The organism is Brevundimonas sp. (assembly GCF_047617075.1).
Lineage (GTDB): Bacteria > Pseudomonadota > Alphaproteobacteria > Caulobacterales > Caulobacteraceae > Brevundimonas.
This window is the reverse complement of record NZ_JBLGCI010000003.1, coordinates 279,066-299,672: the sequence shown is the minus strand read 5'-3', so window position 1 is coordinate 299,672 and position 20,607 is coordinate 279,066. Positions and strand designations below refer to the sequence as shown.

The window sequence follows — 20,607 nt, the reverse complement described above, 5'->3', positions numbered from 1 at the left end:
CCTCTGAGGAAGTCCTTATAATCTCAAAAGAATAAGGATCGACGCGAGGAGCAGAAGCGCCCCGACCCCAAGGCCGAAGGTACGCTGGAATTTGGGGTCCGTCATGCGGGCCTTCAAGGCCGCTCCGCCCATGCCGTAGGCGGTCATCGTGATGACGTCCATGCCGATGGTGGCGCAGGCGAACAGGGCCAGCTGCGGCGCGGCGGGCCGGTTCACGTCCAGGAACGGCGGCAGCACGGCTGTGAAGAACAGGATGGCCTTGGGATTGGCGATCTGGACGGTGAATCCGTCAACAAAGGCGCTGCGGCCCTTTCTGACCGGAATCTCCGACGGCTCGGCGGCGGTGCGGAAGGCGCCCCGGATCGCCTTGATCCCCAGCCAGGCCACATAGAGCGCCCCGGCGACGGCCAGCACCCTGAACGCTTCCGGAAACGCCTTGACCAGCGCCCCCAGCCCCAGGGCGGCGGCGGAGAACCACACCAGGGTGGCCGCATTCATGCCCGCCACGGCCATGAAGACCGAGGCCCGGCCCTTCTGCATGCCGGTGGCCACCGCGAACACGTTGGCGGGGCCCGGCGTCATGGCCATGATCGCCATGACCCCCAGGAAGGTCAGATAGAGGTGGGGGTCGACGGGCAGGGCGGTCATGGCCGCCGTTTGCGCGGCGCCCGTCCGGCCGTCAAGCGCGATCAGGGGTGATCGTGATCGTCGTCCGCAGACATTTCGGCGCTGACCTGGGCCTGCGCCGAAGCGATCTCGGCGAAGGCTTCGGCCAGGGCCGCCTGAACCTCGACCGAGGCCATGGCCCCGGCGATGTCGGCCTGGGACAGGGCGGCCTCGACCATGGCGCCGATGTTCATGGTCTGCATCATGGTTCCGGCGGTGTTCAGGCCCATCTCGGCGGCCGAGGCGGTGAAGGCCATCACATCTGGTCCGTATTCGGTCCAGAGCGCGGCCATGCGCGTCTCGCGCTCCGCCTCGGTCAGGGTCTGGTCTTCGTCCAGCGCCTCGACCTTGGCGCCGAAGGCGGCCATGCGGGATTCCATGTCGCTCAGATCCTGCTCGAAGGCGCTGGGCTCATAGCCGGGTATAACGCCCGCCATGGAGCGGGTTTCGCCGTCCTGGGCGAAAGCGGGGGCGGCGATGATCGCGGTGGCTGCGGCGATGGCGATGAGGCGCATGGCGGTCTCCCTGTCCGACAACCGCACAATTCGTCCGAAACCGCCCTCGGGCAAGTGACAACGCGTTAAGGTGGGCGGGGCCTATTCCGTCTCGGGCGTCGCCGGCGCCGCCGCCGCTTCCGACGCGGCGGCGAACTGAGCTTCCGCCCCAGCCCGGATCTGACCCGGAATCGCGAGGATGACCGGGATGGTGGTGTCGCGCGCCGTCGTCAGTTCGGCGCGGGCCTGTTCATCGTCCGAAGCGGCGATCTGGGCGTTGAAGAACGTCTCGAAATCGCGGGCGAAGCTCTCGAACTCGGGCTGATAGCGGGCGAGGATCTCATCCACCGAGGCCATGGTGACCTCACGGTCGCCGCCGCCCGCCTGCCCGGCCGCTTCCAGTTCGCGGGTCATCTGGTCGACCTGCTGCTCGAACCGCGCCGCACGGGCTTCAAAGGCCGTCTCGTCCATCGCCGCCGGGGCGGAAGCCGGGGCCGCCGGCTGAGCCGCCGTGTCCCGGGCCTGGGCGGCGCCGGCGAGGGCGAAGACGGCCGTGGCGGCCAGAAGGGTGCGGGTCAGCATGGCGACAACTCCGGAAGCAGGATCAGCCGCCAGAATGCCCTACCGACCGCCCTGCTCCAAGACTGCTCAGTCCCGGTCGCGATTCTCGCGCTTGGCCAGCACCCGCAGGCGCAGGGCGTTCAGCTTGATGAACCCGGCCGCGTCCTTCTGGTCATAGGCCACGGCGCCGTCCTCGAAGGTGACCAGCTCCTGATCGTACAGGCTGTTGGGGCTCTCGCGGCCGATGACCGTGGCGTTGCCCTTGTACAGCTTGACCCGCACCGTGCCGGACACCTTCTGCTGGCTGTGATCAATGGCCGCCTGCAGCATCTCGCGCTCGGGCGAGAACCAGAAGCCGTTGTAGATCAGGTGGGCGTATTTGACCGCCAGTTCGTCCTTCAGATGCATGGCGCCGCCGTCCAGGGTGATGGACTCGATGCCCCGGTGCGCGGCCAGCAGGATCGCGCCGCCGGGCGTCTCATAGACCCCGCGCGATTTCATGCCGACGAAGCGGTTCTCCACCAGGTCGAGCCGCCCGATGCCGTTGTCGTGGCCATACTGGTTCAGGGCGGTCAGCAGTGTCGCCGGGCTCATGGCTTCGCCGTTGATGGAGACCGCGTCCCCCTTCTCGAAGCCGATGGTGATGACGGTGGGCGTGTCCGGCGCGTCCTCGGGGCTGATGGTGCGCTGGTGCACGAACTCGGGCGCCTCGACGGCCGGGTTCTCCAGCACCTTGCCCTCGCTGGACGAGTGCAGAAGGTTGGCGTCGACGCTGAACGGGGCCTCGCCGCGCTTGTCCTTGGCGATGGGGATCTGGTGCTTCTCGGCGAACTCCAGCAGGGCCTCGCGGGACTTGAACTCCCACTCGCGCCAGGGGGCGATGACCCGGATGTCGGGCTCGAGCGCATAGTAGCCCAGCTCGAAACGGACCTGATCGTTGCCCTTGCCGGTGGCGCCGTGACAGACGGCGTCGGCGCCCATCTGGCGGGCGATCTCGATCTGGCGTTTTGCGATCAGCGGCCGGGCGATGGAGGTGCCCAACAGATACTGCCCCTCATAGACCGTATTGGCGCGGAACATGGGGAAGACGTAGTCCCGCACGAACTCCTCGCGAAGGTCGTCGATGAAGATGTTCTCGGGCTTGATGCCCATCTTCAGCGCCTTCTCGCGCGCCGGCGCCAGTTCCTCGCCCTGGCCCAGGTCGGCGGTGAAGGTGATGACCTCCGCGCCGTATTCGGTCTGCAGCCACTTCAGGATGATGGAGGTGTCCAGACCGCCGGAGTAGGCGAGGACGACTTTCTTGGGCGCGCGATCAGCGGACATGGCGAAATTTCCGGGCAAGGCGGGGAGATGGCCGCGCTTAAAGAACCAATGGTCCCGTCTTGCAAGGGGTTGGGCTGAAGGGCGGCGTCATCTCGGTTTCCCATTGGGACGCACAGGTCTGGCTCATCTGTGATCATGCTTGTGAGCGCTTGGTCGGAAATCTCAGCAGAATGTTTCGACATCCGCGAATGATTTCAGGAAGGAATGACTGATCGAGCTCAAAGTGGAACGTGTGCCGTTGAGACATATGGTCGGGCGTCGCGTCGACGCGCGCTGTGATCTGCCCTGTCGCATTCATTTCGAGTGTTGCCTTCAGATAAGGCTCGATCGGAGCGAGCTCCGCCTTTCCCTTCACGGTGTTCGACATGATGTCGAGTTGGTTGAGAAAAGAAGCGATCTCGTCCGTACGCAGCCAGGGCCCACTCACGCCCACGTATGAGTTGTGTGCTTCCACCTTCGCGCGGATGAGCAGCCAGTTGCCGTCCCAAAAATCCTCATCCTCGGGGCGTTCTCGCCCTTCCACCCAAAGAGAAAGACCGCCGAGTTTAATGTCTGGCGGGTTATCTATGTCGGAAGTGCTGATCATGGGCGTGCCGTCGTTTCGAGGAAGCGCTTGAGACTGTATCCGCTCGCGGCCTTTGGCGCGCCGGCCTTCTTAGCCCACCACCCCGAACCGATACTCATGCCGCTGGCGATAGGTTTCCCCCGGACGCAGGACGGTGGAGGGGAACTCGGGCCGGTTGGGGCTGTCCTGATAGTGCTGGGGCTCCAGACAGAAACCGGTGCGGGGCTGATAGACGACCCCGCCCTTGGCCGGCCAGTCGCGGATGGCGTTGGCGGTGTAGAGCTGCACCCCCGGCGCGGTGGTGTGCAGTTCCATCACCCGGCCGCTGGACGGATCGCGCGCCCACGACGCCAGGCGGAAATCGCCCGGTTCGCCGCGCACCACGAAATTGTGGTCATAGCCGTTTCCGATGCGGATCTGCTCGTCATCGGCGTCGATGTCCCGGCCGATGGGTTTGGCCCGGCGGAAGTCGAACGGCGTGCCCGCCACGGGCCGGATTTCGCCGGTCACCACCTTGTCGGCGTCGAAGGGGGTGAAGGCGTCGGCGGCCATCATCAGCTCGTGGTCCAGCACCGGGCGCGAGCCGTCGCCGGTCAGGTTGAAATAGCCGTGATGGGTCAGGTTGATGACCGTGGGCCGGGTGGTCGTCGCCGTCATGTCGATGCGCAGGGCCCCGCCCGGCGTCAGGCGATAGATCACCTCGGTGGTGAGTTCGCCCGGGAAGCCTTGATCCCCGTCCGGGCTGATCAGCGTCATGCGCACGCCCGGCCCCAAGTCTTCATGGATCGCCTCGCCGCGCCACAGCCTTTTGGCGAACCCGTCCGGCCCGCCGTGGGAGGAATGGGCGCCGCCTCCGGTGTCCAGCTGGATCGTCTCGCCGTCCAGCTGGAACCGCCCGCCCGCGATACGCCCGGCGTAGCGGCCCACGATGGTCCCGAAATTGCGGTTACGCTCGATGTAGTCCTCGAGGGTGTCCAGCCCCAGCACCACGTCGCCCATGACGCCGTTCCGGTCCGGGGCGATCAGGGAGACCACGACGGCGCCGTATTCGATGATCCGGGCGGTCATGCCGTTCGCGCCGATGAGGTCGAAGGCTCGAACGGGGCGACCGTCGGGAATGACGCCATACCGGCTTTCCCGCACCGAACCCGCCCGCGCTCCGGGTCCGGTCGCGCAGCCCGCCGCCGTCATGACACCGGTTACCCCCACCATCAGTCCGAATGCGCGCCTGTTCATGGCCATGCCGTGTCTCTGCCTTGTGGAAACCGGGTCAGCCTATGGGGCGAATGGGCGAAGGTCGAGCCTCAGCCCGCCGTCTCGCGGCATTCGGCGGCGAAGGCGGCGCGGTCGGCCTCGGGGATCGCGGGGAACGGACCCAGGTTCTGGGCGCCGTAGTTGAAGGCGATCTCTTCGCCGGCTTCGATGCGATCCAGAAGGTCGGCGGGGATCTCGCCGGACGCCTCGACGCCGCGCTCGCGCCCAGCCTCCAGATCCGCCGCAAGGGCATAGGCCTCGTCGCCCGCGCCGACGGTGAAGCGGTCCTCGCTCATGACCGGCTGGAAACTGTCGCTTTCCACTCGCAGTCCGGCGGGGTTGCGCATGCAGGCCAGGGCCGCGATCAGCTCGCCGCCCTCCTCCAGCCTCAGAGCCACGCCTTCGCCGGATGAAACCATAGACCAGCCCGCGCCGACCAGCGGCTGGTCAGGCAGGGGCGCCGTGCTTTCGGCTTCGTCCATTGGCGGCTGCGGGGTTTGCGCGTTGTTGTCGCCGCACGCGGCGAGCAGCAGGGCGCCGAGGGCGGGCGCGAGGATCAGGGAGCGGGCCATGGCAAAGTCCTTCCATTGCTCCCCTCCCAACGGTCCGGCGCGCCTACAGTTTCGTGCGCAGCGACCATAGTTCGGGGAAGCAGCGTTTCTCCAAAGTCTTGGCCAGATAAGCCACGCCCTCGGTGCCGCCGGTTCCGGGACGACGTCCAATGATGCGCTCCACGGTGATGACGTGCTTGTGCCGCCAGGTGATCAGGGCGTCGTCCAGATCCACCAGCTTCTCGGCCAGCTGATACAGCTCCCACCAGCGGGTGGTGTCCCGGTAAACCTCCAGCCAGGCGGCCTCCACCTCGGGGTTGGGCTCATAGGGCTGGCTGACATCGCGGTTCAGCACCGCCTCCGGCACGGGCAGCCCGGCCTTCGCCAGCTGATGCAGGGCGTCGTCATAGAGGCTGGGGGACTCGATTGCCGCCTTCAGCGCCGCATGGGCGTGGGGCCGGTCCTCGTGGAAGCGCAGGAAGCGGGCGTCCTTCAGGCCCAGCATGGCCTCGATGCGGCGGAACTGGTCGCTCTGGAAGCCCGAGGACGTGCCGAGGGAATCGCGGAAGCGCAGATAATCCGCCGGCGTCATTGTGGCCAGGATGTCCCAGGTCTGGGTCAGGACGCTCTGGATGCGCGAAACCCGGGCCATGCTCTTGTAGGCCGGGGTCAGATCACCCGCCCGCACCAGCGTCTGGGCGTAGCCGATCTCGTGCAGGATCTGTTTGAGCCACAGCTCCTTGGCTTGGTGGATGATGACGAACAGCATCTCGTCGTGCTGGTCGCTCAGCGGGTTCTGAGCCCCCAGCACCTGATCAAGGGTCAGGTAGCGGGCGTAGGTCATGTCGGCGGGTTGGGTCATGGGCTTCTATCCCCCGGCGCGCGCCCGGCCTCAAGCGCTTGCCGCGACCGGACCCGGTCCATACGGTGAACCCGTCAGAAAAATCAGCCTTTCAGGGAAACGCCCATGCGTCGTCTTCTGCTCACCACCGCCATCGTGACCGTGTTCGCCGCCGCCGCGCCGGTCATGGCGCAGGAGACCGCCCTGGCGGCCGCGGAGGCTCAGGCCCAATCCGAGGACGAACGCCTCCTCGCGTTCTTCGAGGAGACGTTCCAGGAACAGATCGCCCAGAGCCCCCAGCAGATGACCGCCCTGGGCATCAAGCGCGACTATGACCGGCTGAACGACTACACCGACGCCGCCGCCGTGCGCCGCATGGAGATGTCCGAGCGCCATCTGGCCCGCCTGCAGGCCGAGTTCGACTACGACGCCCTGAACCATCAGAACCAGCTGAGCTGGCGGTTGTTCGAACACAGCGTCGAACAGCAGCGCGCCGCCTTCCCCTTCCGCCATCACGGCTTCACCTTCGCGGCCAACGGCAATCCCACCGGCTCGCTGCCGGTGTTCATGATCAACAGCCACCGGGTGGATTCCGTCGACGACGCCCGGGCCTACATCGCGCGCCTGATCGAGGCCGAACGGGTCATGGGCGAGATTTCCGCCGACGTTCTGAACGCCGCCGAAATGGGCATCGTCTCGCCCGCCTTTGTGTTCGAGCCCACCATCGGCGACGCCCGCAACGTCATCTCCGGCGCGCCCTTTGACGACGGCGCGGACAATCCCGTCTGGGCCGACTTCCAGCGCAAGGTGGCGGCGCTGGACGCGTCCGAGGCGGAAAAGGCCGACCTGATCGAGGCGGGACGCGCCGCCCTGACCGGGCCGTGGCTGCGCGGCTATGAGCAGATCATCGACACGCTTCAGACGCTGCAGGCCCGGGCCGACAGCAATGAGGGCGTGTGGCGCCTGCCGGACGGCGAGGCCTATTACGCCCAGCGGGTGGCGGCCTCCACCACCACCGACCTGACGCCGCAGCAGATCCACCAGATCGGTCTGGACGAGGTGGCCCGCATCCAGGGCGAGATGGAGGTGATCAAGGAGGCGGTGGGCTTCGAAGGCTCGCTGCAGGACTTCTTCGCCTTCATCAAGACCGACCCCCGCTTCCAGTTCCCCAACACCGCCGAGGGCCGCGAAGCCTATCTGACCGAGGCGCGCCAGCATGTGGCCAATGCGATGGAGGCGGCGCCGCGCTTCTTCCACACCCTGCCCGAAGCCGAGCTTGAGGTGCGGGCGGTGGAGGAATGGCGTCAGGCGACGGCGTCGGTGGCGTTCTACAACCGCCCGGCGCCGGACGGATCGCGGCCGGGCATCTATTACGTCAACCTGGCCGACATGACCCAGGTGCTGCGGCCCCAGATCGAGGGCATCAGCTATCACGAGGGCGCGCCGGGCCATCACTTCCAGATCGCGGCGGCCCAGGAGCTGGAGGGCGTGCCCAGCTTCCGCCGCTTCGGCGGCTACGGCGTCTATTCGGAGGGCTGGGGCCTTTATTCCGAATGGCTGGGCGGCGAGATGGGGTTCTATCAGGACCCCTATTCGGACTTCGGCCGGCTGTCGCTCGAGCTGTGGCGGGCGGTGCGTCTGGTGACCGACACCGGAATTCACGCCCTGCGCTGGAGCCGCGAGGACGCCATTGAATATTTCCAGCAGAACTCGCTGCTGTCCGAGCTGGACATCGTCAAGGAGGTGGAGCGCTACGTCACCAATCCGGGTCAGGCGGTCAGCTACAAGATCGGCCAGCTGAAGATCATGGAACTGCGCCAGAGGGCGGAGGCGGCGCTGGGCGATGATTTCGACGTGCGCGACTTCCATGCCGTGGTGCTGGCGGACGGCGCCGTGCCGTTGAACGTGCTGGAGGCCAATGTGGACGGCTGGATCGCCGGCGGCGGCGGCCGGCCCTAACCGACCAGCACCGGACGCAGGCCGCCATCGGCGGGGCAGGATAGGCCGTGCATGCGGATGTCGGCCTCGCCTATCTTCAGGCCCAGTAAATCCAGAAGCGGATTGACCAGACCGTCCAGCACTGGCCCCAGCGGCGACAGCAGGTCGCCCAGCGCCCGGGTCAGTCCGCCCAGGCCAAGCCCGAGGCCGATCACATCCACATCCACGTCAAGGCGCTGGAGCAGGCTGGAGGCGAGCCCCGACACAGCCCCGGTCGTACGAACGGTCCTGATCGCGCCGCCGTCGATGTCCGCGCCGGTGAAGGTCAGGGCGGTCCAGCCGGCGTCCGCCGCCTCAATGTCGGCGCGGCCGGTGACGGTCACCAGCCCGGAGACCGAGAGCAGGGTGGCCCGGGTCGGCTCAAGCGGCGTCCTGAAGTCGTCCAGCCGGTTCTCGTCGATGGCGCCGATCCAGGCCCGGGCGACCCCGGGTCGCGCTTCCACCACCACGCGCCGGGCAGGCCGGCACTCCAGTTCGACCAGCCGCGACTCCGAGGCCGCCAGTTCGATAAGGACCGGCAGATCCACCCGCGCCAGTCCGGACAGGGTCCGGACCGTCCGCGCCTTGATGTAGAGCCTGGCCTGGGCGGTGCGGATGATGGGTGCGCCGCGATCAGTCACGGTCATCCACGGCGCGTCGTTCGGCCGTTCGCCGATGGCCAGCCAGGCCTGGGTTGAGGCCAAACCCGCGTTGACGCCCAGATCCAGCTGAACCTGACGCTCGCCGCCGGCCACCTCCAGAACAGCGGTCGCCAGGTCCATGGCCGAGACGGTCGCCTGTATGTTGCGACCCAGCCCGCCTGTGACGCCCACCAGTTCACCGATGGTCAGGGTCGCCCCGTCCGTGGCGCGGGCGATTTCAGAGACGGCGCTTTGTGATCGCCCGTCCAGCAGGCGCTCCAGCACCGTCAGGGCGCGGCCCGCCTCCACCTCGGTCGCCAGCAGCGTGTGATAGTCGGCGGCGTGCACATCCAATTCGACCGCCAGCGCGTCCAGCCAGGTCAGAAGGTCCACGTCCGCGTCCAGCAGGGCCTCGTAATCCATCACCGACAGATTGACCGAACCGCCCGCCAGGCCGCTCAGCAGGGCGTTGGCCACGCCGCCGTCCAGCCGGGCCAGTCGGGAGCCGATGGAGAAGGCCGCCAGCGGCGCCCCCTGCGGCTCCAGCGCCGCCGTCGCCATGCGTGTGACGGGGATGGACTCCCGTCGCAGGATCGCCCGGGCGAAGAACAGGCGGGCAGGGTGGCTGACCTCCACCTGGGCGGCGTCGGGCGCCTCGCCTGCGGCCACAGCCGAGAACCGCATATGCGCCGCCAGCCCCGAATTCGGGGAATAGGTTCCCACGAAGACACGCACCTGCGCGCCGTCGCCCAGATTCGCCTGAACGGTCGCTTCGGCCGCGCGCTGCGCCGCAGCCAGGTCACGGGCGGCGGACAAGGCCGCCAGATCCGCCGCCCCCTGCACCTTGCGCGCATGCAGGGCGATGGAGCCCAGATCCACCGCCAGGGCGGCGAGGACGCACAGCAAGGCGCCGCCCGCCGCCGCGATGATCGCGACGCCGCCCCGCCGGTTCGCCGCGAACGACTGCCAGACGAGGCGGCGCCGGCTCATCAGTAGCCGCCCGTCCGTATGGAAGCGGTTCTCTCGATCACCCGAGGGGGAGCGGGCACGAGATCGGCCAGGACGAACACGGGATGATCAGCGGCGTCATAGGCCACCGCGATGCGGATCAGGTCGCCCTCGGCCCGGACCTCCACCGTCATCTGCTCGGGCGCCACGCCGGTCCCCTGGATATGGCGGGCTACCGCCGCACGGGCCAGGGTTTCGCGCTCGGCCAGGTCCAGCCCGGCCACCGACGCGCGGGCGGCCTCGGAAGCCAGCGACTGGACCGAATGGGCCAGCCAGAACCAGCCGCCCCATACGATCATGCCGATCATCAGGAAGATCAGGATGGGGCAGACCAGGGCGAATTCGATCGCCGCCACGCCTCGACGATCCCGTTTGAAGTCATCGATGAAAGCCACGCCGCGCATCACCGCCATCCCGTATCGAGGGCATAACGGTCACATACACACGTAAAACGAGTATTAAGAGCCGGCGCAACCATTTCGGCCCCGCGACGGTTGTTCAGGCTCAGCCATTCACACTCAAGGAGGACGCCATGAGCACCCCGAACGATCACGACATCAAGGTTCTGAACGGCCTGATCGAAACCACCCTCGACAGCGCCGACGGCTACCGCGAGGCGGCCAAGGAAACCGAGAACACCGGCTTCCGCGCCCTGTTCGAACAGCGCAGCTTCGAGCGCCAGAAGGTGGCCAGCGAGCTTCAGGGCACCGTGCGCCAGCTGGGCGGCGAGCCCGAGGACGACGGCACCGTCCTGGCCAAGGCTCACCGCGCCTTCCTCGACGTGAAGCACGCCATCCTCAAGGATGAACAGGCGGTGGTGAACTCGGTCGAGAACGGCGAGGATCACATCAAGGCCAAGTACGAAAAGGCCATTGAGGATCGCGACCTGTCGGCCACCACCCGAGACACCATCACCCGCGCCTACGGCTCGGTGCGCGAAGGCCATGACCAGATGCGTGACATCAAGCACGCCATGCAGGCCAAGAACTGATCACGGCCAGCAATCGTTTGTGAAACGAGAAAGGCCCCGGTCCGCAAGGACCGGGGCCTTCTTCATGCCGCGAGGGCAGGATGGATCAGGATTCGTCGCCGGCCTTCTCGGCGGTTCCGGTTTCCGGAACGGCCACGACCTTTTCCTTGCGGACGGTCTGGCGCTCGGCGATCCGCGCCGACTTGCCGCGACGATCGCGCAGGTAATAGAGCTTGGCGCGCCGCACGACGCCGCGACGCTTAACCTCGATGGATTCCAGGTTGGGCGACAGGATCGGGAACTTGCGCTCCACGCCTTCGCCGAAGGAGATCTTGCGCACGGTGAAGGTCTCGTTGACGCCGGTTCCGGCGCGGGCGATGCACACGCCCTCGAAAGCCTGCACGCGTTCGCGCTCGCCTTCCTTGATCCGCACGTTGACGCGCAGGGTGTCGCCGGGGCGGAAATCGGGGATCTCGCGGCCTTCCAGGACGCGGGCTTTTTCTTCGGCAGCGAGCTGCTGAACGATATTCATGTCTCTTCTCCTCGGGCTTTTGCGCCCTTTAGCTGTGATTTGGCGAGATGCCGCTCCCAGAGATCCGGTCGCCGCTCCCGCGTGGTGGTTTCCCTCTGATCCTGACGCCACCTGGCGACCTTTGCGTGGTCGCCCGAGAGCAGGACCTCGGGGATGTCGAGCCCCTCGAACGTCCGCGGCCTGGTGTACTGCGGATGCTCCAGAAGCCCGTCCTCGAAGCTCTCCGAACTGAGGCTTTCAGCCTGGCCCAGCACTCCGGGGATCAGTCTTACGCACGCCTCGATCACGACCATCGCCGCCGCCTCGCCACCGGCGAGAACCGCGTCTCCGACCGAGACCTCCTCGAACCCCCGGGCGTCGAGCACCCGCTGGTCCACCCCTTCGAACCGGCCGCAGAGGACGGTGATCCCGTCCGCCTTGGCCCAGTCCTTCACACGCGCCTGGGTCAGGGGCCGGCCCCGCGCGCTCATGTACAAAAGCGGCCGCCGCGGCCCTGTCACGCTGTCGAGCGCCCTGGCCACCACGTCCGCCTTCAAGACCTGTCCAGGACCGCCACCCGCAGGGGTGTCGTCCAGGAAGCCGCGCTTATCTGTCGAAAAGTCGCGAATGTCCACTGTTTCGAGCGACCACAGGTTTCGCTCGCGCCACGCCGTGCCGATCAGCGACACGCCGAGCGGCCCGGGGAAAGCCTCGGGAAACATGGTCAGGACCGTGGCGGTGAACATGGGCGGCCTCGCCCCGGGAGCCTCAGCCCTCGGAGTCGTCCCCCAGGCCCATCATGTGGAAGCCGGCGTCCACGTGCACCACCTCGCCGGTGGTGGACAGGCCCAGGTCCGAGCACAGCCACAGGGCGCAGCCGGCCACGCCCTCCATGGAGGTGTCCTCCTTCATGGCGCTCATGGCGCGGCCCTGGGCGATCATGCCCCGCCCGCCGGAGATGCCGGCCAGCGACAGGGTGCGCATGGCGCCGGCGCTGATCGCATTCACGCGGATGCCCTTGGGCCCCAGGTCGCGGGCGATGTAGCGGGTCGCGGCCTCCAGCGCCGCCTTGGCCACGCCCATGGTGTTGTAGTTCGGAATGGCCCGCTCCGACCCCAGATAGGTCATCGTCACCATGGACCCGCCGTTCGGCATCAGCCTCGACGCCCGCTTGGCCACATCCACGAAGCTGAAGGCCGAGATGTTCATGGCCAGCAGGAAGCTGTCGCGGCTGGTGTTCTCCACGAACGAGCCCTTCAGCTCGTCCTTGTTGGCGAAGGCCACCGAGTGGACCACGAAATCGATGGTCCCGAATTCCTTCTCCAGCTGCTCGAAGGCCGCGTCCATGCTGGCGTCGTCGGTGACGTCGGCGGGGATCAGCAGCTTGGCGCCCACGCTCTCGGCCAGCGGCCGAACCCGGCGTTCCAGCCCCTCGCCCAGATAGGTGAAGGCCAGCTCGGCGCCCTGGGCGGCCAGCTGCGAGGCGATGCCCCAGGCGATGGAGTTGGAATTGGCCACCCCCATGATCAGGCCCTTCTTGCCCTTCATGAGATCGCCCTTGGGCATGGTCCAGGCGGATTCAGCGGCCATGATCGTGCTCCTTAAGATTCGAGCCGGAGGGTTAGCAGGGCGGACGGCGAGGGGGAAGCGGGGCCATCAGGAACCGACAGACTGGCGCGGTCGGAAGGGTGAGCTAGAGTGAAGGTCCACCGGGGAGACCGCCATGAACCGCTGCGCCGCCGCCGCCGCCGCCATCACCCTTCTGGCCGTTCCAGCAGCCGCCATTCCGCCGCCGCCAGAGGTCGCGGTGCTGATCCTGTCGCCCGGCGGAGAAGACCCCGGACCGGTCGACGAGAGCGATGATCTGCTCGCAGCGATTTCGCCGGCGGACGGCGGCGGATGGCTTCGCATTGTCCCGTCGGCTTTCACCTACGATGATTTCGCCGCCTGCACGGCCTCGGGCGTTGCAGAGGAAAGCTGCGTCCGAGAGGCGCTGGCCGCGCGCGGCGCGGCGGAGATGACGCCGCCCACGGCGGTGGTGCTGGTCGCCCCCGGGCCCGGATTCAGCATCAGCTGGACCTGCGTCGGGGTCGGCGAGGCCGCGGTCCAGCCCGACCGCCAGCGCATTTCCGTCGATTTCCTCGGTTGGCGAGCCGAAGGCCGGTTCAGCCCGGAGCAGGTCTCCCAAGCCGCCGGCTGCCTCACGGCGGCCGCCGCCGAGAGCGGCTGGTGAGAAAAAGGAGATCGCCCATGACCACGCCGCGCCTGGCCTTCGCGCTTCTCGCCGCACTGTCGGCAGCCTGCGCGTCGACCGGCTCCCAGCCCCCGCCGGGTGTCGGGACCCTGCCTCAGACCCGTCCCGCGCCGCTCGCACCCATGCCGCTGATGGTGGCACTGCCGGGCGCGGGCGAGGCGGGTGCGGCGCTGAGCGCCCGGCTGATCGAGGGATGGCGGGACGGCTACGGCCTGACGCCCTCGGCCATGGACCCGGCGGTCTTCGCCCCGTGCGTCGAAGGGGACGACGCCGCCGCACCGGCCTGCCTGAGAGCCGCTCTGCGCGAAGAACGGCCGCGCGTGGGCGAGGTCGGGGTGATTGTGCTGGTCTCGTCAGGCCAGGATGGCCACGTGCGCTGGCGTTGCCTCGGCGCCTCGCGCCAGGACGCCTATCTGAGGCCCCAGGCGCAGGATGTGGCGTTTTCTCTGGACGCCGATCCGGCGGTCTTCGCCATCCGTCAGGTCGCCGACGCCTGTATCGGCGGCGCTTTCGCCGAATACATGGTCCCCTGACGCGTCACACCTTCGAGAGGATGATGCAGCCGTTGGTGCCGCCGAAGCCGAACGAGTTGGACATGACGGTGGTCAGTTCGCCGTCCTTGCGTTCGCGCAGGATGGGCAGATCGGCGAAATCCGGGTCCAGGGTCTCGATATGCGCGCTCTCGGCGGCGAAGCCTTCCTGCATCATCAGCAGGCAGTAGATCGCCTCCTGCGCGCCCGCCGCCCCCAGGCTGTGGCCGGTCAGGGACTTGGTGGACGAGATCATGGGCGCCTTGTCGGCCCCGAAGACGTTGCGGATGGCGTCGGTCTCGCGCGCGTCGCCCACGGGGGTCGAGGTGCCGTGGGGGTTCAGGTAGTCGACCTTGCGATTTCCGGCCTGCTCCAGCGCCAGCTTCATGCAGCGCTCCGCGCCTTCGCCGGAGGGCGCCACCATGTCGAAGCCGTCGGAGTTGGCGGCGTAGCCCACGATCTCGGCGTAGATCTTGGCGCCGCGCGCCTTGGCCCGCTCGTATTCCTCTACCACCACGATGCCCGCGCCCCCGGCGATGACGAAGCCGTCGCGGTCCTTGTCATAGGCGCGGCTGGCCACTGAAGGCGTTTCGTTGAAGTTGGAGGACATTGCGCCCATGGCGTCGAACAGGTTCGACAGGGTCCAGTCGATCTCCTCGCAGCCGCCGGCGAAGACCACGTCCTGCTTGCCCCAGGCGATCTGTTCGGCGGCTGCGCCGATGCAGTGCACCGAGGTCGCGCAGGCCGAACTGATCGAATAGTTGATGCCCTTGATCTGGAACCAGGTGGCCAGCACCGCCGACGGACCCGAGGACATGGCCTTGGGCACCGCGAACGGGCCGATACGCTTGGGCCCGCGCGTCCTGGTGGTCTCGGCCGCCTCGACGATGGTGCGGGTGGACGGGCCGCCGTCGCCGACGATCAGGCCGATGCGCTCGTGACGGATTTCCTCGGCGGTCATGCCGCAATCGGCCAGCGCCTGCTCAAAGGCGATGTGGGCCCAGGCCGTGCCGGGCGCCAGGAACCGGGCGGCGCGGCGGTCCACCAGACCGGCCCAGTCCTCGATCTTCGGCGGGGCATGGACCTGCGACCGGAACCCCAGCTCGGCGTATTCCGGCGCGGCCACGACGCCCGAGCGGGCCTCGCGAAGGGATTGCGTGACCTCTTCGGCGTTCTTGCCGATGGAGGAGACGATCCCCAGACCCGTGATCACCACACGCCGCATTCTATTCCTCGCCCTTGTCGCCGTTTACCGGTCGTTGAAAGCTAATCCGCAACTCAGCCGGCGGTTTCCGCCGTGGCGGGCGCCTGGGCTCCGAAAAGGCCCACGCGCATGTCCTTGGCCACATAGATGGGCACGCCGTCCGCTTCCAGCACCCCGTCGGCGATGCCCATGACCAGCCGCCGGTTGATGACCCGCTTCAGATGCACCTTGTAGACCACCTTCTTGATGTCAGGCGTCACCTGGCCGGTGAACTTCACTTCGCCGACGCCCAGCGCCCGGCCGCGCCCCGGCGCGCCGGTCCAGCCCAGGAAAAAGCCCACCAGCTGCCACATGGCGTCCAGGCCCAGGCATCCGGGCATGACGGGGTCGCCGATGAAGTGGCACTGGAAGAACCAGAGGTCCGGATGGATGTCGAGTTCGGCCTCGATATAGCCCTTGCCGTGATCGCCGCCGTCCATGGTGACCGTGGTGATCCGGTCGAACATCAGCATCGGCGGCGCGGGCAGCTGGGCGTTGCCCGGTCCGAACAACTCGCCCCGGCCGCTGGCCAGCAGCGCCGGATGGTCGAAGGACGAGGGATGGGGCGATGTGGTCACCGGGCTGCTCCGTCTTGGCCGTCGGCGCAAACGTCCGACGCGGGATGTGTCCGGGCGGTTACACGACCCCGGGGGGCGGCTCAACCTTCGGCGTTCGGTTGATCAGCGACCGGAAGCGCGACCCGGCGGGGCCGAGGCGGCGCACTGGGCCTGTTCCTGCACGCCGAACAGGGCCTCGGCGGGCGCCCAGCCTTCGGTGCGGCCGGACTGAAGGCGGCACCAGCCGTCCTCGCAGCGGTCCAGCGTGATCACTGAACGCGGAGCCAGCCGGGCGCGCACGCGGGCGTCCCCGTCGGGTCGCGCGTGCAGATCGAGAGGCTGCGCCGTGCGATTGAAGGCGGTGCGGCGGCCCGAGGTGATGGTGCGATGGACCCAGGCCACATTGCCCTCGGGGTCGCAGACCTTACGCCAGTCCCGGGTCTCGGCCACCACCTGAACCGGAAGGCCGGCGGCGCGGTACTCCCACAGGATCCGGTGATCCAGGCCGGGGCCCCGGCGGGCGCGGGCCGGCGAGGACTTGATGGAGACCCAGCGGGGCACGTCGAAGCCCGACGGCGTCGGGCGTCCATCCGGCATCTGGGCGCCGGCGCCGAGCCCCAGCGCCATGCCTGCGGCCAGCAGAACCACGCGCAGGCTTTTGATCCTTCCCGACGCTTTGCTAGACACGTCCCGTTCCCTCGGCCATTCCTCGGCGTCCGGCGCGGTGCGCCGTCGTCACAGCCTGAAAGCGTCTATGTCCGCCAGCAATCTTAAGGTCGTGCTAACCAGACGGCTGCCCGACGCCGTCGAGACCCGCATGCGCGAGCTGTTCGACGCGGAGCTGAACCTGACCGACGCGCCCATGGACCGGGCCGCGCTCGAGGCCGCCATGCAACGCGCCGACGTTCTGGCGCCCACCATCACCGACCGCATCGACGCCGACCTGATCGCGGGGGCGGGCGAGCAGCTGAAGATGATCGCCAATTTCGGGGCGGGCGTGGACCACATCGACGTGGAGGCGGCGGTGGCGCGGGGCATCATCGTCACGAACACCCCCGGCGTCCTGACCGAGGACACCGCCGACCTGGCCATGACCCTGATCCTGGCCGTATCGCGCCGGGTCGTGGAGGGCGCGCAGGTGATGGCCGAGGGCCGGTTCACCGGCTGGACCCCCACCTGGATGAACGGGCGCAAGCTGTGGGGCAAGCGGCTGGGCATCGTCGGCATGGGCCGCATTGGTCAGGCCCTGGCCCGGCGCGCCAAGGCCTTCGGGCTTCAAGTGCACTATCACAACCGCAAGCCGGTCAGCGCCGCCATCGAGGCGGAGCTGGGCGCCACCTACTGGGACGATCTGGACCAGATGCTGGGCCGCATGGACCTGATCTCGCTGAACTGTCCGGCGACGAAGGAGACCCACCATTTGATGTCGGCCGAGCAGCTGGCGAAGCTTCAGTCCCATGTGATTCTGGTCAACACCGCGCGCGGCGAACTGATCGATGAGGCGGCCCTGGCCGACGCGGTGCGGGAAAAAGCCATCGCCGGCGTGGGACTGGACGTGTTCGAGCACGAACCCAGCGTCCATCCCGGCCTTGTGGGCCAGCCCAATGTGGTGCTGCTGCCGCACATGGGGTCCGCCACCCTGGAGACCCGCCGTGAAATGGGCGAGCGCGTGATCCAGAACATCATGACCTACGCCAACGGCCACCGCCCCCCGGATCGGGTCATTCCCGCGATGCTGTGACGGCAAGGCCGCTTTCCAGTTGACCGGAGCGGTTCCCCCGGCTGAACTTCAGGTTGTCGGCGCGTGCCGGCGTGTAGAGCCGGGGGGCTTCATGACAGTCAGGATCAGCGCACCGAGCGGCCCGTTCAGGGACGCCGGGATCGAAGCCCTGCGCGAGGGCCTCACCCGCCGGGGCCTGCTGGGATGCGGCGCCGGAGCGGCGGGCGCGGTCCTGCTGGGCGCGGCCGGCGACGCCCGGTCGCAGGACGCCGTCCAGCCCCATGCTTTGGCGGAATTCTTCCAGGGCCACCAGGTGGCGGGCGCGGCCCTGTCTCCCTCCGGCGAACGGGTGGCCGTGTTGCTGAACATCGGCGAGGGCGGCGCCCGGCGCATGGCCGTGGACCTGATCGAGGCGGCCGATCCCTCCGGTCCGCGCCGCCGGGTTCCCGTGGGCGATTTCGACGTGGAGACCCTGGCCTGGGCCAACGAGCAGCGGGTCATGATGAGGCTGGTCATCCCCGTGACGGCGGGCGGCAACACGCCGACGGGGCGCGGCATCGCCAACCGGACTTATGAACTCCAGAGCCGGCGCGTGGTCTCCATGGATCTGGAGACGGGCGAAACGGCCCTGATGTTCGGCGACGAGCGGGTGCGCATGCGCGAGAGCCTGAACCTTGGCCATATCGTCGACTATCTTCCCGACGATCCCGACCATGTGCTGATGGCCGCCCGGGAGTTCAGCGGCCTGATGGCCCTGCACCGGGTCAATGTGAACACCGGCCGCGCCGATCTGGTGGAGCGCGGCAGCCAGCTGACCCTGGACTGGTCCACGATCAACGGCGTACCCGTCATGCGCCGCGACATCAGCACGCGGGGCTCCGTCATCAACATTTTCGTGCGGCCGGATGGGGAGGGACGCTGGCGCCGGGCCTGGCGTCAGCCCACCGCCCAAGTCGCCCTCGCCGACTTCATCTGGATCGGCGCCGCAGAGCGCGCCGGCCACGCCCTCGTCGCGGCGCGGATTGAAGACGAGGATGTTCTGGCGGTCAGGGAGTTGAATCTCGACACCCTCGAATATGGGCCGCCGATGGCCAGCCGCGCGGGCCTGGATGTGTCCGCCAGCCTGGTGGATGCACGGGGCCGCTACATGGCGGCGGCCTTCTATGCCCCGCGGCTGGAGTACGACTTCGTCGACTCCGATCTCGGTGCGCACCACCGCGCCATGAACGGCTTCTTCGGCAATGAGTGCAATGTGGTGCTGGCCAATGCCGACGCCGCACACAACCGCTTCATCATCAGGGCCAGCGGGCCGAGAGACGCGGGCAGCTGGTATCTCTATGACAAGGCGGCTCGCCATTTCGAATATCTGGGCGCCCGGACCCTGCTCGACACCCGCCGCCTGGCCCCGGCCGAGGCGGTTCAAGTGGCGACCCGCGACGGCGCCTCCATTGAAGCCTATGTGACCGCGCCTCCCGGAGGCGCGCCGGGTCCGGTCATCGCCCTGGTCCATGGCGGCCCCGAGTCCCGCGACGTGCTGGGCTGGGATCGCCAGGCGCAGGTCCTGGCCGCCCAGGGATGGTGGGTCGTCCAGCCGCAGTTCCGCGGCTCAGGCGGCTACGGCCTCGCCTTCGCCAGCCAGGGCTGGAAGCGCTGGGGCGATCGCATGCAGGAGGATGTGGAGGACGCCCTGGCCCAGATTATCCGCGACCGGGGGCTGGACGCCGCCCGGGTCGGGATCATGGGAACCAGCTATGGCGGCTACGCCGCGCTCATGGGCGCGGTGCGGCGGCCGGACCTATACAAGGCAGCCATCTCCATCTGCGGTCTGGGTGATCTGGGCGACGCCCTGGCCTATGAGCGGCGGGACGACGAAAGCGCCGACGGGTTTGTCTACGACTACTGGACCAGCCGGATCGGCGATCCCCGCACGGACGGCGACGCCATCGCCGCCGCCTCGCCGCGCCTGCGGGCGGCCGAGATCGCCTGTCCCGTCCTTCTGGTGCATGGCGTCGACGACCCCATCGTCCAGGTGCATCAGTCCCGTGGGATGAACGACGCCCTGCAGGCGGCAGGCAAGCCTGTGGAGTATGTGGAGGTGCCCGGCGCCGGCCACGCCGACTGGGAGGACGACGTGGAGAAGGACCTGATGGAGCGTTATGTGGCGCTGTTCTCGCGCGCCTTCGCCTGATCTGAACAGGCGGAACAGGTCGGATCGGCGCCCACCGCCACGGTGCGGGCCGATCCCTTCAACCCGTCGAAGATCATCAGCCGCCCGGTCAGGGGCTCGCCCGCCCCGGTGATCAGCTTGACGGCCTCCAGCGCGGCGATGGAGCCGATCACCCCGGCCAGCGCGCCGACCACGCCCACGCGGGCGCAGGTCTCAGCGTCGGGCGGGATCTCGCTGACCAGACAGCGGTAACAGGGTCGTCCGGCGAACACCCCCACCTGACCGTCCCAGCGCCCCAGCGCCCCGCTGACCAGCGGCCGTCCCGCCGCCACGCAGGCGTCGCTGACGATCAGCCTCGTCGCGAAATCGTCGGTTCCGTCGATGACCAGGTCATGGGCGGCGACCAGATCGCGGGCGTTGTCCGCCGTGATCCGCTGGCCCAGCGCCTGAACGGTCACGTGCGGATTGAGGGCCGTCAGCCGCGCCGCGCCGGCCTCGACCTTGGGCCGGCCGATGTCGGCGGTGGCGAACAGCACCTGCCGCTGCAGGTTCGAAAGGGCTACGACATCCTGGTCGATCAAGGTGACGGCGCCCACGCCCGCCGCCGCCAGATACAGGGCCGCCGGCGCCCCCACGCCGCCCGCGCCCACGATCAGAACCCGGGCGCGCGACAGGGCCTGCTGCCCCGGCCCGCCGACCTCGGCCAGCACCAGATGGCGCGCGTATCGTTCGACCTCGTCGGGGGAAAAGCTCACGCCGGTGATGTAGCGCGCC

Annotated in this window: 23 protein-coding genes; 6 read left to right on the top strand and 17 right to left on the bottom strand. The window is 68.2% G+C overall.

The window, feature by feature from the left end:
* Window positions 1–15: 15 nt before the first annotated feature.
* From ACI8U3_RS05015 to ACI8U3_RS04980, 8 genes are all read right to left on the bottom strand, one after another.
* Complete coding sequence (locus ACI8U3_RS05015) at window positions 16–648, bottom strand: LysE family translocator (protein WP_415013768.1); 633 nt, start codon at window positions 646–648, stop codon at window positions 16–18.
* Window positions 649–689: 41 nt separating this feature from the next.
* A complete protein-coding gene (locus tag ACI8U3_RS05010; RefSeq protein ID WP_415013767.1) occupies window positions 690–1,181 on the bottom strand; it encodes a hypothetical protein in 492 nt (163 codons plus the stop codon).
* Between the two features lie 81 nt (window positions 1,182–1,262).
* The gene (locus ACI8U3_RS05005; RefSeq protein ID WP_415013766.1) at window positions 1,263–1,742 is read right to left on the bottom strand and encodes a hypothetical protein; all 480 of its coding nucleotides are present in this window, start codon (window positions 1,740–1,742) and stop codon (window positions 1,263–1,265) included.
* A 66-nt stretch (window positions 1,743–1,808) separates the two neighbouring features.
* Window positions 1,809–3,044: an argininosuccinate synthase gene (locus ACI8U3_RS05000; protein WP_415013765.1), complete on the bottom strand. Its 1,236-nt coding sequence runs from the start codon at window positions 3,042–3,044 to the stop codon at window positions 1,809–1,811.
* Window positions 3,045–3,177: 133 nt separating this feature from the next.
* Window positions 3,178–3,630, bottom strand: coding sequence for a hypothetical protein (locus ACI8U3_RS04995; protein WP_415013764.1), 453 nt, complete (start codon window positions 3,628–3,630; stop codon window positions 3,178–3,180).
* Between the two features lie 69 nt (window positions 3,631–3,699).
* Entirely contained in the window at window positions 3,700–4,845 is a 1,146-nt protein-coding gene (locus ACI8U3_RS04990; protein WP_415013763.1) for an aldose epimerase family protein, read from the bottom strand.
* 68 nt (window positions 4,846–4,913) lie between these two features.
* Entirely contained in the window at window positions 4,914–5,435 is a 522-nt protein-coding gene (locus tag ACI8U3_RS04985) for a hypothetical protein (protein ID WP_415013762.1), read from the bottom strand.
* A 43-nt stretch (window positions 5,436–5,478) separates the two neighbouring features.
* A complete protein-coding gene (locus tag ACI8U3_RS04980) occupies window positions 5,479–6,276 on the bottom strand; it encodes a tryptophan 2,3-dioxygenase (protein ID WP_415013761.1) in 798 nt (265 codons plus the stop codon).
* 105 nt (window positions 6,277–6,381) lie between these two features.
* On the opposite strand from ACI8U3_RS04980, the gene ACI8U3_RS04975 reads away from it, so the two are divergent.
* Window positions 6,382–8,214 carry a DUF885 domain-containing protein gene (locus tag ACI8U3_RS04975; RefSeq protein WP_415013760.1) on the top strand — a complete coding sequence of 611 codons (1,833 nt, stop codon included), beginning with the start codon at window positions 6,382–6,384 and terminating at the stop codon, window positions 8,212–8,214.
* Here the strand turns inward: ACI8U3_RS04975 and ACI8U3_RS04970 are convergent.
* Both ACI8U3_RS04970 and ACI8U3_RS04965 read right to left on the bottom strand, forming a co-directional pair.
* Window positions 8,211–9,863 (bottom strand): pilus assembly protein TadG-related protein, encoded by a 1,653-nt coding sequence (locus tag ACI8U3_RS04970; RefSeq protein WP_415013759.1) that lies wholly within the window; start codon window positions 9,861–9,863, stop codon window positions 8,211–8,213. The genes ACI8U3_RS04975 and ACI8U3_RS04970 overlap by 4 nt on opposite strands.
* Window positions 9,863–10,285, bottom strand: a complete 423-nt coding sequence (locus tag ACI8U3_RS04965; protein WP_415013758.1) for a TadE/TadG family type IV pilus assembly protein — start codon at window positions 10,283–10,285, stop codon at window positions 9,863–9,865. Before ACI8U3_RS04965 ends, ACI8U3_RS04970 begins: the two co-directional genes overlap by 1 nt.
* A 128-nt stretch (window positions 10,286–10,413) precedes the next feature.
* Here ACI8U3_RS04965 and ACI8U3_RS04960 point away from each other — a divergent pair, with 128 nt between their 5' ends.
* Complete coding sequence (locus ACI8U3_RS04960) at window positions 10,414–10,872, top strand: PA2169 family four-helix-bundle protein (RefSeq protein WP_415013757.1); 459 nt, start codon at window positions 10,414–10,416, stop codon at window positions 10,870–10,872.
* A gap of 85 nt (window positions 10,873–10,957) precedes the next feature.
* Here the strand turns inward: ACI8U3_RS04960 and rplS are convergent, their stop codons facing one another.
* The 3 genes from rplS to ACI8U3_RS04945 are packed head-to-tail and all read right to left on the bottom strand — an operon-like array spanning window position 10,958 to window position 12,952.
* A complete protein-coding gene (gene rplS, locus ACI8U3_RS04955; RefSeq protein ID WP_415013756.1) occupies window positions 10,958–11,383 on the bottom strand; it encodes a 50S ribosomal protein L19 in 426 nt (141 codons plus the stop codon).
* Window positions 11,380–12,108, bottom strand: coding sequence for a tRNA (guanosine(37)-N1)-methyltransferase TrmD (trmD, locus tag ACI8U3_RS04950; RefSeq protein ID WP_415013755.1), 729 nt, complete (start codon window positions 12,106–12,108; stop codon window positions 11,380–11,382). Before trmD ends, rplS begins: the two co-directional genes overlap by 4 nt.
* Window positions 12,109–12,130: 22 nt before the next feature.
* Window positions 12,131–12,952: an enoyl-ACP reductase gene (locus ACI8U3_RS04945; protein ID WP_415013754.1), complete on the bottom strand. Its 822-nt coding sequence runs from the start codon at window positions 12,950–12,952 to the stop codon at window positions 12,131–12,133.
* Window positions 12,953–13,085: 133 nt separating this feature from the next.
* Between ACI8U3_RS04945 and ACI8U3_RS04940 the strand changes: the two genes are divergently transcribed.
* Both ACI8U3_RS04940 and ACI8U3_RS04935 read left to right on the top strand, forming a co-directional pair.
* The gene (locus ACI8U3_RS04940; protein WP_415013753.1) at window positions 13,086–13,595 is read left to right on the top strand and encodes a hypothetical protein; all 510 of its coding nucleotides are present in this window, start codon (window positions 13,086–13,088) and stop codon (window positions 13,593–13,595) included.
* 17 nt (window positions 13,596–13,612) lie between these two features.
* Window positions 13,613–14,149, top strand: coding sequence for a hypothetical protein (locus tag ACI8U3_RS04935; RefSeq protein WP_415013752.1), 537 nt, complete (start codon window positions 13,613–13,615; stop codon window positions 14,147–14,149).
* A 4-nt stretch (window positions 14,150–14,153) separates the two neighbouring features.
* Here the strand turns inward: ACI8U3_RS04935 and fabB are convergent, their stop codons facing one another.
* From fabB to ACI8U3_RS04920, 3 genes are all read right to left on the bottom strand, one after another.
* Complete coding sequence (gene fabB / locus ACI8U3_RS04930) at window positions 14,154–15,371, bottom strand: beta-ketoacyl-ACP synthase I (protein WP_415013751.1); 1,218 nt, start codon at window positions 15,369–15,371, stop codon at window positions 14,154–14,156.
* A gap of 53 nt (window positions 15,372–15,424) precedes the next feature.
* On the bottom strand, window positions 15,425–15,967 hold the full coding sequence (fabA, locus tag ACI8U3_RS04925; protein ID WP_415013750.1) for a 3-hydroxyacyl-[acyl-carrier-protein] dehydratase FabA: 543 nt from the start codon (window positions 15,965–15,967) through the stop codon (window positions 15,425–15,427).
* 102 nt (window positions 15,968–16,069) lie between these two features.
* Window positions 16,070–16,633: an SH3 domain-containing protein gene (locus tag ACI8U3_RS04920; RefSeq protein ID WP_415013749.1), complete on the bottom strand. Its 564-nt coding sequence runs from the start codon at window positions 16,631–16,633 to the stop codon at window positions 16,070–16,072.
* 67 nt (window positions 16,634–16,700) lie between these two features.
* Between ACI8U3_RS04920 and ACI8U3_RS04915 the strand changes: the two genes are divergently transcribed.
* A complete protein-coding gene (locus ACI8U3_RS04915; protein ID WP_415013748.1) occupies window positions 16,701–17,687 on the top strand; it encodes a 2-hydroxyacid dehydrogenase in 987 nt (328 codons plus the stop codon).
* A 91-nt stretch (window positions 17,688–17,778) separates the two neighbouring features.
* Window positions 17,779–19,854 carry a prolyl oligopeptidase family serine peptidase gene (locus ACI8U3_RS04910; protein WP_415013747.1) on the top strand — a complete coding sequence of 692 codons (2,076 nt, stop codon included), beginning with the start codon at window positions 17,779–17,781 and terminating at the stop codon, window positions 19,852–19,854.
* Here the strand turns inward: ACI8U3_RS04910 and ACI8U3_RS04905 are convergent.
* Complete coding sequence (locus ACI8U3_RS04905) at window positions 19,821–20,588, bottom strand: HesA/MoeB/ThiF family protein (protein WP_415013746.1); 768 nt, start codon at window positions 20,586–20,588, stop codon at window positions 19,821–19,823. The genes ACI8U3_RS04910 and ACI8U3_RS04905 overlap by 34 nt on opposite strands.
* Window positions 20,589–20,607: the final 19 nt, after the last annotated feature.